Origin of the sequence: Burkholderia sp. D-99 (assembly GCF_011605345.1) — a bacterium.
In the GTDB taxonomy this organism is placed as follows: Bacteria; Pseudomonadota; Gammaproteobacteria; order Burkholderiales; family Burkholderiaceae; genus Burkholderia.
The window spans coordinates 115,291-129,060 of sequence record NZ_JAAOXM010000009.1 but is presented as its reverse complement, the minus strand read 5'-3'; the positions used below and the strand labels follow the sequence as shown (position 1 = coordinate 129,060).

Sequence of the window (13,770 nt, the reverse complement as noted above, 5' to 3'; positions counted from 1 at the left end):
ACCAGGCAGGCGCGGGTCGCCGATCAGGTCAGGCCGGCGGCAAGCGCTGCAGCAACCGAACCGACCACCAGCACGACGCCGACCGTGCGGCGCTTGTTCAACTCGGTCCACAGCAGCACGCCGGTCAGCGACAGCAGGATCAGCGAGCCCGCGATCGTGTCCATCAGCAGCACCCAGCCGAGATTCATCCCGACACCGCGATGCAGGTTGTTCAGCGTCGTCAGAAACGTGTTGCCCGTGCGCTTCACCGATACGTAGCCGTTGCCGACCCAGTATTCGGCCTGCAGGTTCTGATGCGGGCCGAACAGGCCCATCTGCCAGTGCTCCGGCTGCATCACGCGCTTGTCGCCCCAAGCGACGGGCTGCGCGGCTTCCTTGCGCATGCGGCCCGGCTTGCCGTCGAAATGCAGCTCGTGCTGCAGCCACTTCGTCATCGCGGCGGGCGTCTTCGGTGCCGGATCCGGCAGTGCGATCTGCATTTCCTCGACCTGCGGCTCGCCCGTCGAAATCTTCAGCGGCGGCGCGCGGTGGTTGAGCAGCACGCCCGTCACGCCGAACAGCAGCCCGAGCACCGCGCCCCACAGCCCGACCCAGCCGTGCACCTTGCGCAGCCACTTGATGAAGGTCGCGCGGCGCGAACGCTGGCGGCGCGCAGCCAGTTCGTCGTCGCTCAGCGGGCGGGCCGCCGGGTGCAGCACGGTGACGCCCGCGCGGGAAGCACCCGTCCTGGGCGGATTGATCGTTTCGGGCGCGTTCACGCGAAAGGTTCCATTCGTTCAAAACAACGGGCGGCGCGCAGAGAGTGCGCGCCGCCCGAGCAACATGAAAATGAGAATGGATATCATTACATAAATTAATTGCCAACTCAATCCGCCCGGGTACGCAGCGACAAGCCTGATAAAAGCGGAATCGATGACGAAGCACGCGTATTGCGCCACGATGCCGGCCGATAAACGAAAAATGTCTACGAAGTAACCTTGCAAGGCCGGGACAGCATTTCGTAAGAAGTCGCGCGATGCCGGGCGATTCAGCGCAGCGGCGGCAGCGGAAAGCGCGGTGCGGTGTCGTCCGGCGCAGGCTCGGTGCGGTCGAGCGCGTACAGCCATGCGAGCAGATCCGCGACCGCCTGGTAGAGCTGCGGCGGAATCCGGTCGTCGAGGTCGACCTGCATCAACAGCGACACCATCTCCGGTGCCGTATGCACGTACAACCCCGCATCGTGCGCGCGCGCGACGATCATCTCGGCGAGCACGCCGTAGCCCTTCGCGACCACGCGCGGCGCCGCATCGCCGCCCTTCGGGTCGTAGACGAGCGCGGCCGCGCGCTTGCGGGACGTCATGCTCATTGCAGCGCCTCGTCGTCGACATCCGGCGCACGCGTCGCCGGGCCGCCGGCAGAACTGCGCGCATACGCGGCGGCCGCCGCCTGGGCTGCAAACAGGTCGAAGCCGTCCGGGCCGTCGTCGACCGCGCGGATCGACAGCCCGCCCACCCGCAGCCCCGACACCTCGAGCCGCTGCCGCAGTGCAGCCTCGTGCCGCGTGAGACGGTCGGCGCCCGTCTGGTTCGCACGCAACCGCGCGACCAGTTGCGTGCCGTTCAGCACCAGTTCCGCGTCGACCGTGCCGAGCGACGGCAACGTCAGCGTCAGGCGCGTGCGCCATGCGATGCCGTCGCCCGCGCCGTCGTCGCCGCGCGGCGCGCGGCTGCCCGGATCGTCCGGCTCGATCGTCCAGTCGAGCCGCGCGCCGGGCCACGCCTCGCCCGTCCAGCGGAACTGGTCGGTCGCGAGCGCGTCGAGCTGCTGCCTGACGAGCGGTACGGCGGCCGGATGCACGGGCGCAAGCGTCTGCGCCTGGGAATCGGACGAGGCGGCGGCCAATTCGGCCCGCGCGGGCGTCCCGCGCGCATCGGGGCGCTCGCCGAGCAGATCGAAGGTATCGGGAGGCAGCGCCGCGCCTTGCCGCGCGCCCGCCGGCAACGCCTGCGCGGGATCGCGAGCCGACGCGCCGCCCTGGGCCGGCGTGCCCGGCTGCGCCGTCGCCCGCGCGGTCGCGGGCAGCGGTGGCCGTTGCGCGAGCAGCTCGTCGAGCACGTCGGTCGAGCCGTGCTGCGCGGCATCCGGGTCGGCCGGCGCGAGCGCGGCCGCGAGGCGCGCCTGCGGCTCGCGCATCAGTGCCGCGAGCGGGCGCTGGCCGGCCAGCCACTGCGCCAGATGGGATTCGTAGAAAAGACCGCTTTCGCTCACGGCCTGCGCGAGCGCTGCGCGCAGCGCCGCGACCGGCAGGGTCGCGGCCGCGTCACGCGTCGCCGCGGCGGACGACGCCGCGGTGGAGGCCGACGTGGAAGACGCGGCCGGATCGGAGGCGGCCGGTGCGCGGGCCGGCAAGGCCGTGTCGGTCAACAGCACGGTGGGATCGGCCAGCAGCGGCACGCGCCCGGCAATGGCCGGCGTCGAGTCGCCGCCGGCCCGCGAGATCGCGTCGAGCACGCGCCCGACGTCGGACAGCGCGGTCTGTGTGGAGGCTGGCGGCGCGGCGGGCGGGCTGCCGGCCGAAGGCGAAGATGGCGCGCCGGTGCCCGGCGTGCCGACCTGCGAGGTCGCGCCGCCGCCGGCGGGCGCCGACACGGTGCCGGTCAGCAAGCTGTCGAGGCGGCTCGCCAGCAGCGCGGCCGCAACGGAGTCGATACCGGTCATGATCGGAGCCTGCTCACCTCAGCCACATCGTTGCGAATCCGGGAACGGCACACCGGTGCCGCTCGCGGGAACTGCGCGCCTGCCGCAACGGGCTCGTGCGCCCCCGCGCCCGTTTCCCCGGAAACGGACCCTACCCGCGCGCGCGGTAGAGATCGGTCAATACCTTGGTCGAGCGCCGCGCCTCGAACAGCGCGGACAGCCGCGCGACGTCCGGGCTCGCGAGATCGCGGATCGCGGCGTCGTCGGCCAGGATGCGGCGGATCAGGTCGAGCTTGCGGCCGAGATCCGATTCGTCGAGCACGACGCCCGGATCGGCCTCCTTCAGCCCGTCGACAAGCTGCATGAATTCGGCCTGCAACCCCGGCAACGCGCTCCAGTCGGCGCTGCGGGCGGCGCCCAGCATCCGGCCCGACACGGCGGCGAGCGCCTCATAACGTGCGAAGTATTCGGCCTTGCGATTCATCGTGATGCTTCCACTGCCTGTTGCGCGGCCATCCGCGCGACCTCCGGGGCGATCCCCGTCCATGCTTCCTCGAGCGTCGCGAGCAGCCCGTCGACCTCGACCAGCATCGCGTCGCTCGCCTGCGCGTTCGCTTCCAGCAGACGCCGGCCGATATACGCATACAGCGCGTCCAGCCGCTCCGCGATCTCACCGCCCGCGTCGCGGTTCAGCGACGCCTTCAGCCCGCTCTCGACGATCCGGATCGCCTTGCCGATCGCATCGCCGCGCGCGGACACATTGCCCTGCTGCAAATGCAGGCGTGCCAGCGCAACCGCCTGCCGCGCGCCCTGGTACAGCATCGCGATCAACCGGTGCGGGGAGGCGCCCATCACCCCCGTCTCGACGCCGACACGCGCGTAGGCATTGGCTCCAGCGTGTCCTGGGGAAAACATGCGCATCTCCTTGTTATGCCTTGGCTATACGGGAACCGCCGTCGTGCATCGCACGACGCGGCCTTCACCGGAGTTATCGGAAGGGATTTGGAAAGCTTTAGGCAAGCCGGGCCTGCCGCCAGGCGCCGAAGGCGCCGGCCAGCGCGGAGCCCTTCCCTGAATAACCCTGTCCGGATGCCCGTCGCCGGATGCCCGTTGCGTCAGACCGACATCTGCGAGATTTCGTTGTAAGCGCTCACCAACTTGTTGCGGACCTGGAGCCCGAACTGGAAGCCGATGTTGGCTTTCTGCATGTCGACCATCACGTCGTTCAGCGACACGTTCGGCGCCCCGACCTCGAATGCCTGCGCCTCGCCGAGCGCGTGCTGCTGGTCGCCGCTGATCTTGTCGAGCGATGCCTTCATCGCGCTCGCGAACGTGCCGGCCGTCGCCGCGCCCGAGCCGGCCAGCGCTGCCGTCGGGCTCGCGACGCCGCCGGACGCCTGCGCGGCCATCGACTGCATCTGTTGCAACACCGAACCGATTCCGCTGACGTTCGCAGTCATGCTGTCCCCAAAACTGAGAGAAGTGACCCGGAGCACCGGGTGTTTCCGCCGGCGCCGCACCACGCGCACCATGCCGGATCGCGAAAAAGGATAGCAGCGTGACGCGCGTCAAAGCCGAGAAAGTACGGGGGAAACCCCGCTCTTTTCGGTCGATCGGAGTAGGGCCCGGGTCACGATAATCGCATCGTGTCATTGTCCGCCCGCTCGTCCGAGCGAGCTCAGTCGTCCCGCTCCGGAGAAACTCGACGCATGGATTCGCAGGCCAACTCGCTGATCAATCCCGACGCCCGCGCGGGCCTCGCCAGCCCGGCGCCCGGCGCCGCCGCGGCCGCCGCGATGCCGGGCGTGGGTGGCGCCGGCGCGGACTTCGGCCTCGGCGGCTTCGCGGAACGCATTCCCGGCATCTCGCGGATGAAGGGCAACCCGAAGCTGCCGTTCCTGATCGCCGTCGCGTTCGCGGTCGCCGTGATCACCGCGCTCGTGCTGTGGAGCCGCGCGCCCGACTACCGCGTGCTGTACAGCAACCTGTCGGACCGCGACGGCGGCGCGATCATTGCCGCGCTCCAGCAGGCAAACGTTCCCTACAAGTTCGCCGATGCCGGCGGCGCGATCCTCGTGCCGTCGAACCAGGTGCATGAAACGCGCCTGAAGCTCGCGGCGATGGGGCTGCCGAAGGGCGGCTCGGTCGGCTTCGAGCTGATGGACAACCAGAAATTCGGCATCAGCCAGTTCGCCGAACAGATCAACTACCAGCGCGCGCTCGAAGGCGAGCTGCAGCGCACCATCGAATCGATCAACGCCGTGCGCGGCGCGCGTGTGCATCTCGCGATCCCGAAGCCGTCGGTGTTCGTGCGCGACAAGGAATCGCCGAGCGCGTCGGTGTTCGTCGACCTTTACCCGGGCCGCGTGCTCGACGAGGGCCAGGTGCAGGCGATCACGCGGATGGTGTCGTCCGGCGTGCCCGACATGCCCGCGAAGAACGTGACGATCGTCGACCAGGACGGCAACCTGCTGACCCAGACCGCATCGGCATCCGGCCTCGACGCCAGCCAGCTCAAGTACGTGCAGCAGGTCGAACACAACACGCAGAAGCGCATCGACGCGATCCTCGCGCCGATCTTCGGCGCGGGCAACGCGCGCTCGCAGGTCAGCGCGGACCTCGATTTCTCGAAGATCGAGCAGACGTCGGAAAGCTACGGCCCGAACGGCAATCCGCAGCAATCCGCGATCCGCAGCCAGCAGACCAGCAGCGCGACCGAACTCGCGCAGGGCGGCGCGTCGGGCGTGCCGGGGGCGTTGTCGAACACGCCGCCGCAGCCGGCGTCCGCACCGATCGTCGCCGGCAACGGCCAGAACGGGCCGCAGACGACGCCCGTGAGCGACCGCAAGGACCAGACGACCAACTACGAAGTCGACAAGACGATCCGCCATCTCGAGCAGCCGATGGGCAGCGTGAAGCGGCTGTCGGTCGCGGTCGTCGTCAACTACCAGCCGGTCGCCGACGCGAAGGGCCACGTGACGATGCAGCCGCTGCCGCCCGCGAAGCTCGCGCAGGTCGAACAGCTCGTGAAGGATGCGATGGGCTACGACGAGAAGCGCGGCGACTCGGTGAACGTCGTGAACAGCGCGTTCTCGACCGCGAGCGACCCGTACGCCGACCTGCCGTGGTGGCGCCAGCCCGACATGATCGAGATGGCGAAGGAAGCCGCGAAGTGGCTCGGCATCGCGGCGGCCGCGGCGGCGCTCTACTTCATGTTCGTGCGCCCGGCGATGCGCCGCGCGTTCCCGCCGCCCGAGCCGGTCGCGGCGGCGCTCGCCGCGCCGGAAGATCCGGTCCTGCTCGACGGCCTGCCGGCACCGGTCAAGGCCGAGGAACCCGACCCGATGCTGCTCGGCTTCGAAAACGAGAAGAACCGCTACGAACGCAACCTCGACTACGCGCGCACGATCGCCCGCCAGGATCCGAAGATCGTCGCCACCGTCGTGAAGAACTGGGTGTCCGATGAACGCTGAAGGCTTGACCAAGAGCGCGCTGCTGCTGATGTCGATCGGCGAGGAAGAAGCCGCGCAGGTATTCAAGTTCCTCGCGCCGCGCGAGGTCCAGAAGATCGGCGTCGCGATGGCCGCGCTGAAAAATGTCACGCGCGAGCAGGTCGAGGACGTGCTGCAGGAATTCGCGAAGGAAGCGGAGCAGCACACCGCGCTGTCGCTCGATTCGAGCGACTACATCCGCTCGGTGCTGACCAAGGCACTCGGCGAGGACAAGGCCGGCGTGCTGATCGACCGCATCCTGCAGGGCAGCGACACGAGCGGCATCGAGGGCCTGAAGTGGATGGACTCGGGTGCGGTGGCCGAACTGATCAAGAACGAGCATCCGCAGATCATCGCGACGATCCTCGTGCACCTCGACCGCGACCAGGCGTCGGAAATCGCGTCGTGCTTCACCGAGCGGCTGCGCAACGACGTGATCCTGCGGATCGCGACGCTCGACGGCATCCAGCCGGCCGCGCTGCGCGAGCTCGACGACGTGCTGACGGGCCTGCTGTCCGGCAGCGACAACCTGAAGCGCAGCCCGATGGGCGGCATCCGCACCGCGGCCGAGATCCTGAACTTCATGACGAGCGTGCATGAGGAAGGCGTGCTCGAAAGCGTGCGCCAGTACGACGCCGAACTCGCGCAGAAGATCATCGACCAGATGTTCGTGTTCGAAAACCTGCTCGACCTCGAGGACCGCGCGATCCAGATGGTGCTCAAGGAAGTCGAGTCGGAAACGCTGATCATCGCGCTGAAGGGCGCGCCGCCGGCACTGCGCCAGAAGTTCCTCGCGAACATGTCGCAGCGCGCGGCCGAACTGCTCGCCGAGGATCTCGACGCGCGCGGCCCGGTGCGCGTGTCCGACGTCGAGGCGCAGCAGCGCCGCATCCTGCAGATCGTGCGCAACCTGGCCGAGAGCGGCGCGATCGCGATCGGCGGCAAGGCGGAAGACGCGTATGTCTGATTCGGCGAGCGATCGCGCGGGCACCCTCACCGCCTACCAGCGGTGGGAGATGGCGTCGTTCGACCCGCCGCCGCCCCCGCCGCCGCCCGACGACGCGGCAGCAGCCGCCGCCGCGCTCGCCGAGGACCTGCAGCGCGTGCGCGACGCCGCGCACGCCGAAGGCCATGCGGCCGGCCACGTCGAAGGCCAGGCGCTCGGCTACCAGGCCGGTTTCGAACAGGGCCGCGAACAAGGATTTGAAGTCGGCCAGGCCGATGCGCGCGAACAGGCCGCGCAGCTCGCGGCGCTCGCCGCGTCGTTCCGCGAGGCCGTGTCGAGCGTCGAGCACGATCTTGCCGCCGACATCGCGCAGCTCGCGCTCGACATCGCGCAGCAGGTCGTGCGCCAGCACGTGAAGCACGACCCGGCCGCGCTCGTCGCGGCCGTGCGCGACGTGCTCGCGGCCGAACCCGCGCTCGCCGGCGCGCCGCATCTCGCGGTGAATCCGGCCGATCTGCCCGTCGTCGAAGCCTATCTGCAGGACGATCTCGATACGCTCGGCTGGAACGTGCGCACCGACGCGTCGATCGATCGCGGCGGCTGCCGCGCGCACGCCGCGACCGGCGAGGTCGACGCGACGCTGCCCACGCGCTGGCAGCGCGTCGCCGCCGCGATCGGCAAGGTGAGCACGTGGTGACGCGGCCGCCCGAAGCGCTGGCACACGACGGCATGACGCCGCTCGAACGCGAACTCGCGCTCGCATCGTTCGGCCCCGACACCGCGCCCGACGCCGCACCTGACGCACACGCACACGGCGCCGCTGCAGCGGCCGACGCCTCCGGCGCCGCGCCACACGCGCCGCACAACCCGCATCTCGCGCACTGGCGCTCCCACCTGAACGGGCTCGCCGCGCGCAGCCACCGTGCGCTGCCGCTGCGGCCGTGCGGGCGCCTGACGCGCGCGGCCGGCCTCGTGCTCGAGGCGATCGGGCTGCGCCTGTCGGTCGGCGCCGAATGCACGATCGAACTGCCGCCCGGCAGCACGCTGCCGCACGCGGAAGCCGAAGTCGTCGGCTTCGCCGGCGATCGCCTGTTCCTGATGCCGACCACCGACGTCGCCGGCGTCCTGCCCGGCGCACGCGTGTGGCCACGCGAAAGCGCGCCCGTCGCCGATCCGCTCGCGGGCGCGAAGCGGCTGCCGGTGGGCTGGGAGATGCTCGGGCGCGTCGTCGACGCGTCGGGCCGCCCGCTCGACGGCCTCGGCCCGCTCGCGTCGAAGGTCGACGCGCCGCTGTCGGCGCCGTCGATCAACCCGCTCGAGCGCGAACCGATCCACCATGTGCTCGACGTCGGCGTGCGCGCGATCAACGCGCTGCTCACCGTCGGCCGCGGGCAGCGGATGGGCCTGTTCGCGGGCTCCGGCGTCGGCAAGTCGGTGCTGCTCGGCACGATGGCGCGCTACACGAGCGCGGAAGTGATCGTGATCGGGCTGATCGGCGAACGCGGCCGCGAAGTGAAGGAATTCATCGAACAGATTCTCGGCGAGGACGGGCTCGCGCGCTCGGTCGTCGTCGCGGCGCCGGCCGACGTGTCGCCGCTGCTGCGGATGCAGGGCGCGGCCTACGCGACGTCGCTCGCCGAGTATTTCCGCGACCAGGGCAAGCACGTGCTGCTGCTGATGGATTCGCTGACCCGCTACGCGATGGCGCAGCGCGAGATCGCGCTGGCGATCGGCGAGCCACCCGCGACGAAGGGCTACCCGCCGTCGGTGTTCGCAAAGCTGCCCGCGCTCGTCGAGCGCACCGGCAACGGGCCGGAGGGTGGCGGCTCGATCACCGCGTTCTACACGGTGCTGACCGAAGGCGACGACCAGCAGGACCCGATCGCCGATTCGGCGCGCGCGATCCTCGACGGCCACGTCGTGCTGTCGCGTGCGCTCGCCGAGGCCGGCCACTATCCGGCGATCGACATCGAGGCGTCGATCAGCCGCGCGATGACCGCGCTGATCGACGAAACGCATCTCGACCACGTCCGCCAGTTCAAGCAGATGCTGTCGCGCTACCAGCGCAATCGCGACCTGATCGCGGTCGGCGCGTACGCGCCCGGCCGCGACGCGCAGCTCGACCGCGCGATCGCGCTCTATCCGCGCATCGAGGCGTTCCTGCAGCAGGGCTTTCGCGAATGCGCACCTTTCGCGTCGAGCCTCGCCGGGCTCGATGCACTGTTCGACGCTTACGGAGGCTGATCCAGATGGCTCACGGCTTTCCCCTTCAGTTGCTGCTCGACCGCGCGCAGGACGACCTCGACTCGGCCGCCAGGCAGCTCGGCACCGCGCAGCGCGACCGCACCGCGGCCGCCGAGCAGCTCGACGCGCTGCTGCGCTACCGCGACGAATACCACGCGCGCTTCTCGCAATCCGCACAGCACGGGATGCCGGCCGGCAACTGGCGCAATTTCCAGGCGTTCATCGACACCCTCGACGCCGCGATCACGCAGCAGCGCAACGTGCTCGCCGCGGCCGAAGTCCGCATCGACGAAGCACGCCCGAACTGGCAACAGAAGAAACGCACCGTCGGCTCGTTTGAAATCCTGCAGGCGCGCGGCGTCGCGCAGGAAGCGCAGCGCGACGCCCGGCGCGAACAACGCGACTCCGACGAACACGCCGCAAAGATCCTGCGCATGCGGGCCGACGCGGCCCGCTCGTCGTAACCGACCACCGCATTCGAACGAGAGAACGCCATGCCTCCCCTGCCCCTGCTCGGCGCGCTGATCGACACCGCCGGCGCCGCACTCAAGGCCGCCCGCGGCTCCGGTTCGTCCGGCACCGCCGCCGGCAACGATGCCGCGACCGCCACGAGCGCCGTGCCGTTCGCGCAGACGCTGAAGCAAAGCGTCGTCGCGCGTCGCGATTCGTCGAATGCCGGCGTGCCGGATGCTTCGACGAAACAGGCTTCGTCGAAGCCGGCCGCCGGCACGAAGCCGTCCGCGACCGATGACGACGACGCGACCGACGATACGACCACGAACGCCGCCACCAACCCCGACGCCGCCGCGCTCGCGGCAGCCGCGGCCGTGCAGGCGCAACTGCAGGCGCGCACGGACAACGCGACGCCGGCCGATCCGGCTGCTGCTGCCGCCGCTGCCGCTGCACAAAAGACGGCCGTGTCCGGCCAGCCCGATGCCACGGCCACGCTGGCGGATCACACGGCAAAGGACGCCGGCGCGGCCGCCCAGCCGGCCACGCCGGCGTCGGTCCGCGATGCGCTGCAAACCGCGCTCGACAGGCTGACGGGCGGCTCGGGCGCGATCGCGATACCCGCGGCCGGCGCGACAGCGTCGGCACCGGCATCGACCGCATCGACCGGCGCCACCGCGCCACTGACACCGAAGGTGCCGACCTTCGACCGCACGCTCGCCGACGCGAAGGGTGCGCTCGGCACCCAGCAAACGCCGACGCAAGCCACCGCGCAGGCGCTGCAGGCCAACGCGAACGCGCAGTCGGGCGAGCAGCACGCACTCGCGGCCGCCAGCGAAGCGACGGATCCGGCCGCCAGCGCGACGCTCGCGGCGGGCGCCACGGCTGCGGCCGCGGCCCAGGCGAACCTGCAGCTGTCGCCGGCCGCGGGCGCGATCGCCGCCGCGAACGCGCACGTGCTCGCACCGCACGTCGGCACCCCGGACTGGACGGACGCGCTGAGCCAGAAGGTCGTGTTCCTGTCGAATGCGCACCAGCAGAGCGCCGAACTGACGCTCAATCCGGCCGATCTCGGGCCGCTGCAGGTCGTGCTGCGCGTCGCGGACAACAACGCGCACGCGCTGTTCGTGTCGCAGCACGCGCAGGTGCGCGAAGCAGTCGAAGCCGCGCTGCCGAAGCTGCGCGAGGCAATGGAAGCGGGCGGGCTCGGGCTCGGCAGCGCGACCGTCAGCGACGGCGGCTTCGCTTCGCAGCAGCAGAACCCGCAACAGACCTTCTCCGGCGGCCAGTCGTCGCGGCGCGGGAGCGGCGGATCGTCAGCCGTCGATGCACCGGCCGACGTTGCGCAATCCGCACCGGCCGCCGCGAGCGTGAGCCGCGCCGGCCTCGTCGATACGTTTGCCTGAGCATGGCTGCCCGAGTGCGCGCGCCGCGTTCAGCGGCCGTGCACCGCGGCAGCCGCCTCACCGCGCGGCACCCCGCCCTTGCGCGCCGCGACGATGAAGTCCGCCGCGCGTTCGCCGATCATCACCGACGGCGCATTCGTGTTCCCGCCGACCAGCGTCGGCATCACCGACGCATCCACCACGCGCAACCCTTCGACGCCGCGCACGCGCAGTTGCGGATCGACGACCGCGCGCGCGTCCGAACCCATCCGGCAGGTGCCGACCGGGTGATAGATCGTGTCGGCATGCTCGACGATCGTCTTGCGCAGCTCCGCTTCGCCCTGGTCCGCCCGCGTATACAGCTCGCGCCCGCCCTGCGACGCGAGCGGCGCCTGCGACAGAATCCTGCGCATCGCCTGCGTGCCGCGCACGAGCAGGTCGAGATCGCGCGCATCGCTGAAGAAGCGCGGATCGATCAGCGGTGCGTCGCGCGCATCGCCGCTCGCGAGCGCCACCGTGCCGCGGCTGAACGGCCGCAGCGCGCACACGTGCAGCGAATAGCCGAAGCCCCAGTGCATCTTGCGATTGTGGTCGTCCACGAGCGCCGTGCAGAAATGCAGCTGCAGGTCGGGACGCTCGAGCGACGGATCGCTCTTGATGAAACCGCCGGCCTCCGCGACGTTGCTCGTCATCATCCCGGTGCGGCTCGAGAAATAGCGCGCGAGCGCGGGCGTCATCTTCGCGATCCCGCGCAAGCACACACCGACCAGCTCCGATGAATTCACGCGCGTGTTGATGATGAAGTCGATATGGTCGATCAGGTTCGTGCCGACGTCCGGCGCATCCTGCACGACGGCGATCCCGTGCCGGCGCAGTTGCTCGGCCGGGCCGATCCCCGAGCACATCAGCAGTTGCGGCGAATTGAACGCGCCGGCCGACAGGATCACTTCCGCGCGCGCTTCGAGCGTCTCGACGCGCCCGTTGCGCGCGACCGCGACACCGGCCGCACGCTTGCCGTCGAACGTGACCCGCAGCACCGTCGCATCGGTGATCACGTGCAGGTTCGGCCGGTCGCGGCCGTAGATATACGCGCGCGCGACGCTGCAGCGCGAACCGTCGCGATGCGTGACCTGATAGAAGCCGACGCCTTCCTGCGTCGCGCCGTTGAAATCGTCGTTCAGCGGATAGCCGGCCGCATGCGCGGCCTGGATGAATCGTTCGGAGAACGGATTGCGAAAGCGCAGATCCGACACCGACAGCGGGCCGTCCGCGCCGTGCCACGCATCGGCGCCGCGTTCGTTGCCTTCCGCGCGGCGGAAATACGGCAGCACGTCCTGCCAGCCCCAGCCGGTCGCGCCGAGCTGCGCCCATTCGTCGTAGTCGCCGGGGTGGCCGCGCGTGTAGATCATCGCGTTGATCGCGCTCGAGCCGCCCATCCCGCGCCCGCGCGGCTGGTAACCGCGCCGCCCGCCGAGGCCCGGCTGCGGCACCGTCTCGTAGCCGTAGTTCGTGCCGAGCTTGAACGGTACCAGCGCCGCGATGCCGACCGGCATGTTGACGAGCAGGTTGCGCTCCGTATGCGAGCCGGCCTCGATCAGCGCGATCGTCGCATCGGGGCAGGCATCGGCGAGACGGCCTGCCAGGCTCGACCCGCCCGAACCGCCGCCGACGATGATGTAGTCGTATTGCATGTCACGTCTCCGTCGTGTCATGGAAGGCGCCCGGCACCGCCGCGCGACCGCGTCCCCTCTATAGGGTCTGTTTGCATATGGAACGCACATGCGTTGCCCCGAATTGAAGAGTTCATGTCACGGGAATGCCCGAAATCGCCCGTATGGCGGCGTCGCTCGTCGCTTGTTTGGCTCGGCCAAACGGCGCTCCTCACTTCTTGCCCTACGAGCGATTTCGGGCATTCGCATGTGCGTTCCATATGCAAACAGACCCTAGCGTTCGGGCATTGTAGGAATGGCCGTCGCGCGCGCGGCGCGCGGATTCAAGAGCGATTCCTCTAAACGCCCGCGTGAACTAAATTTAAGATGTATCGATTCGCTTTGCGCGACGCGCCGGCCACGAGAAGCCGATCCGTCGCGAAACGGGAGAAACGACGATGCAGCGCCAGGTTCTGCAGGCTGCGTGCCGACCGGGTTGCCCGGATGCGATGCGCGCAGTCCGCATTTCATTTCAAACGGCTGCTCGCGCGGAGATGCCCCGCGTCATGCGCACAGTCGATCGAAATCGAACGGCACGTGTCGTCGCCGACCGTTTGGACGGTTTGTCGCCGCAGCAGCACGATGCGCTGCGGCATGATTTGACGGACCTGTCGCACTACCCCGCTTCGGTGCAACGACGGGTAGTCGCGCCGCACCGTCGCGCGCCCGGCCACAGTCGCATCGCGCTGCATGTCCATGCGCCGCAACACGGTTTCCGGATGCGCACACCGTCGCGTGGATGCGACGCCCGCTGCACGCTTCAACCGGTTTTCGAGCACAAGTCGCATCCGGCCCCGCGCCGCGCGACACGCACCACCCCGATCCGCGTCGCCGCGCTCGCCGAGCGTGCGCGTGCGGCGTGACGGCCG

14 protein-coding genes are annotated in these 13,770 nt (G+C 69.9%); 7 read left to right on the top strand and 7 right to left on the bottom strand.

Annotated features, from left to right (window positions below):
* Nucleotides 1-23: 23 nt before the first annotated feature.
* The 6 genes from HAV18_RS27580 to fliE form a co-directional block, all read right to left on the bottom strand.
* Nucleotides 24-758 carry a PepSY-associated TM helix domain-containing protein gene (locus HAV18_RS27580; protein ID WP_166962520.1) on the bottom strand — a complete coding sequence of 245 codons (735 nt, stop codon included), beginning with the start codon at nucleotides 756-758 and terminating at the stop codon, nucleotides 24-26.
* A 269-nt stretch (nucleotides 759-1,027) separates the two neighbouring features.
* Complete coding sequence (locus HAV18_RS27575; RefSeq protein WP_166962517.1) at nucleotides 1,028-1,345, bottom strand: EscU/YscU/HrcU family type III secretion system export apparatus switch protein; 318 nt, start codon at nucleotides 1,343-1,345, stop codon at nucleotides 1,028-1,030.
* Nucleotides 1,342-2,697 (bottom strand): flagellar hook-length control protein FliK, encoded by a 1,356-nt coding sequence (locus HAV18_RS27570; RefSeq protein ID WP_166962514.1) that lies wholly within the window; start codon nucleotides 2,695-2,697, stop codon nucleotides 1,342-1,344. The genes HAV18_RS27575 and HAV18_RS27570 overlap by 4 nt, the downstream gene beginning before the upstream one ends.
* A gap of 130 nt (nucleotides 2,698-2,827) precedes the next feature.
* Nucleotides 2,828-3,160 (bottom strand): flagellar protein FliT, encoded by a 333-nt coding sequence (locus HAV18_RS27565; protein WP_166962512.1) that lies wholly within the window; start codon nucleotides 3,158-3,160, stop codon nucleotides 2,828-2,830.
* Entirely contained in the window at nucleotides 3,157-3,591 is a 435-nt protein-coding gene (gene fliS, locus HAV18_RS27560) for a flagellar export chaperone FliS (RefSeq protein WP_166962509.1), read from the bottom strand. The genes HAV18_RS27565 and fliS overlap by 4 nt, the downstream gene beginning before the upstream one ends.
* Nucleotides 3,592-3,791: 200 nt before the next feature.
* A complete protein-coding gene (fliE, locus tag HAV18_RS27555; RefSeq protein WP_166962506.1) occupies nucleotides 3,792-4,136 on the bottom strand; it encodes a flagellar hook-basal body complex protein FliE in 345 nt (114 codons plus the stop codon).
* 249 nt (nucleotides 4,137-4,385) lie between these two features.
* Here fliE and fliF point away from each other — a divergent pair, with 249 nt between their 5' ends.
* The 6 genes from fliF to HAV18_RS27525 are packed head-to-tail and all read left to right on the top strand — an operon-like array spanning nucleotide 4,386 to nucleotide 11,213.
* A complete protein-coding gene (fliF, locus tag HAV18_RS27550) occupies nucleotides 4,386-6,149 on the top strand; it encodes a flagellar basal-body MS-ring/collar protein FliF (protein WP_166962503.1) in 1,764 nt (587 codons plus the stop codon).
* Nucleotides 6,139-7,134: a flagellar motor switch protein FliG gene (gene fliG, locus HAV18_RS27545; RefSeq protein ID WP_166962500.1), complete on the top strand. Its 996-nt coding sequence runs from the start codon at nucleotides 6,139-6,141 to the stop codon at nucleotides 7,132-7,134. The genes fliF and fliG overlap by 11 nt, the downstream gene beginning before the upstream one ends.
* Nucleotides 7,127-7,810 carry a flagellar assembly protein FliH gene (gene fliH / locus HAV18_RS27540; RefSeq protein WP_166962496.1) on the top strand — a complete coding sequence of 228 codons (684 nt, stop codon included), beginning with the start codon at nucleotides 7,127-7,129 and terminating at the stop codon, nucleotides 7,808-7,810. Before fliG ends, fliH begins: the two co-directional genes overlap by 8 nt.
* Nucleotides 7,811-7,842: 32 nt before the next feature.
* Entirely contained in the window at nucleotides 7,843-9,357 is a 1,515-nt protein-coding gene (gene fliI / locus HAV18_RS27535; RefSeq protein ID WP_208102161.1) for a flagellar protein export ATPase FliI, read from the top strand.
* A 5-nt stretch (nucleotides 9,358-9,362) separates the two neighbouring features.
* Nucleotides 9,363-9,821 (top strand): flagellar export protein FliJ, encoded by a 459-nt coding sequence (gene fliJ, locus HAV18_RS27530; RefSeq protein WP_166962490.1) that lies wholly within the window; start codon nucleotides 9,363-9,365, stop codon nucleotides 9,819-9,821.
* A 30-nt stretch (nucleotides 9,822-9,851) separates the two neighbouring features.
* Nucleotides 9,852-11,213, top strand: a complete 1,362-nt coding sequence (locus HAV18_RS27525) for a flagellar hook-length control protein FliK (RefSeq protein ID WP_166962488.1) — start codon at nucleotides 9,852-9,854, stop codon at nucleotides 11,211-11,213.
* A gap of 29 nt (nucleotides 11,214-11,242) precedes the next feature.
* Here HAV18_RS27525 and HAV18_RS27520 read toward each other — a convergent pair whose 3' ends face one another.
* Nucleotides 11,243-12,883, bottom strand: a complete 1,641-nt coding sequence (locus HAV18_RS27520) for a GMC family oxidoreductase (protein WP_166962485.1) — start codon at nucleotides 12,881-12,883, stop codon at nucleotides 11,243-11,245.
* A gap of 416 nt (nucleotides 12,884-13,299) precedes the next feature.
* Here HAV18_RS27520 and HAV18_RS27515 point away from each other — a divergent pair, with 416 nt between their 5' ends.
* Nucleotides 13,300-13,764 carry a hypothetical protein gene (locus HAV18_RS27515; RefSeq protein WP_166962482.1) on the top strand — a complete coding sequence of 155 codons (465 nt, stop codon included), beginning with the start codon at nucleotides 13,300-13,302 and terminating at the stop codon, nucleotides 13,762-13,764.
* The last annotated feature ends 6 nt before the right edge of the window (nucleotides 13,765-13,770 follow it).

Coding starts and splice junctions, on each gene's coding strand:
- HAV18_RS27570 (WP_166962514.1), bottom strand. CDS start 2,697: ATGACCGGTATCGACTCCGTTGCGGCCGCGCTGCTGGCGAGCCGCCTC.
- fliG (WP_166962500.1), top strand. CDS start 6,139: ATGAACGCTGAAGGCTTGACCAAGAGCGCGCTGCTGCTGATGTCGATC.
- HAV18_RS27520 (WP_166962485.1), bottom strand. CDS start 12,883: ATGCAATACGACTACATCATCGTCGGCGGCGGTTCGGGCGGGTCGAGC.
- fliJ (WP_166962490.1), top strand. CDS start 9,363: ATGGCTCACGGCTTTCCCCTTCAGTTGCTGCTCGACCGCGCGCAGGAC.
- fliS (WP_166962509.1), bottom strand. CDS start 3,591: ATGTTTTCCCCAGGACACGCTGGAGCCAATGCCTACGCGCGTGTCGGC.
- HAV18_RS27515 (WP_166962482.1), top strand. CDS start 13,300: ATGCAGCGCCAGGTTCTGCAGGCTGCGTGCCGACCGGGTTGCCCGGAT.
- fliE (WP_166962506.1), bottom strand. CDS start 4,136: ATGACTGCGAACGTCAGCGGAATCGGTTCGGTGTTGCAACAGATGCAG.
- fliH (WP_166962496.1), top strand. CDS start 7,127: ATGTCTGATTCGGCGAGCGATCGCGCGGGCACCCTCACCGCCTACCAG.
- HAV18_RS27575 (WP_166962517.1), bottom strand. CDS start 1,345: ATGAGCATGACGTCCCGCAAGCGCGCGGCCGCGCTCGTCTACGACCCG.
- HAV18_RS27565 (WP_166962512.1), bottom strand. CDS start 3,160: ATGAATCGCAAGGCCGAATACTTCGCACGTTATGAGGCGCTCGCCGCC.
- HAV18_RS27525 (WP_166962488.1), top strand. CDS start 9,852: ATGCCTCCCCTGCCCCTGCTCGGCGCGCTGATCGACACCGCCGGCGCC.
- fliF (WP_166962503.1), top strand. CDS start 4,386: ATGGATTCGCAGGCCAACTCGCTGATCAATCCCGACGCCCGCGCGGGC.
- fliI (WP_208102161.1), top strand. CDS start 7,843: ATGACGCCGCTCGAACGCGAACTCGCGCTCGCATCGTTCGGCCCCGAC.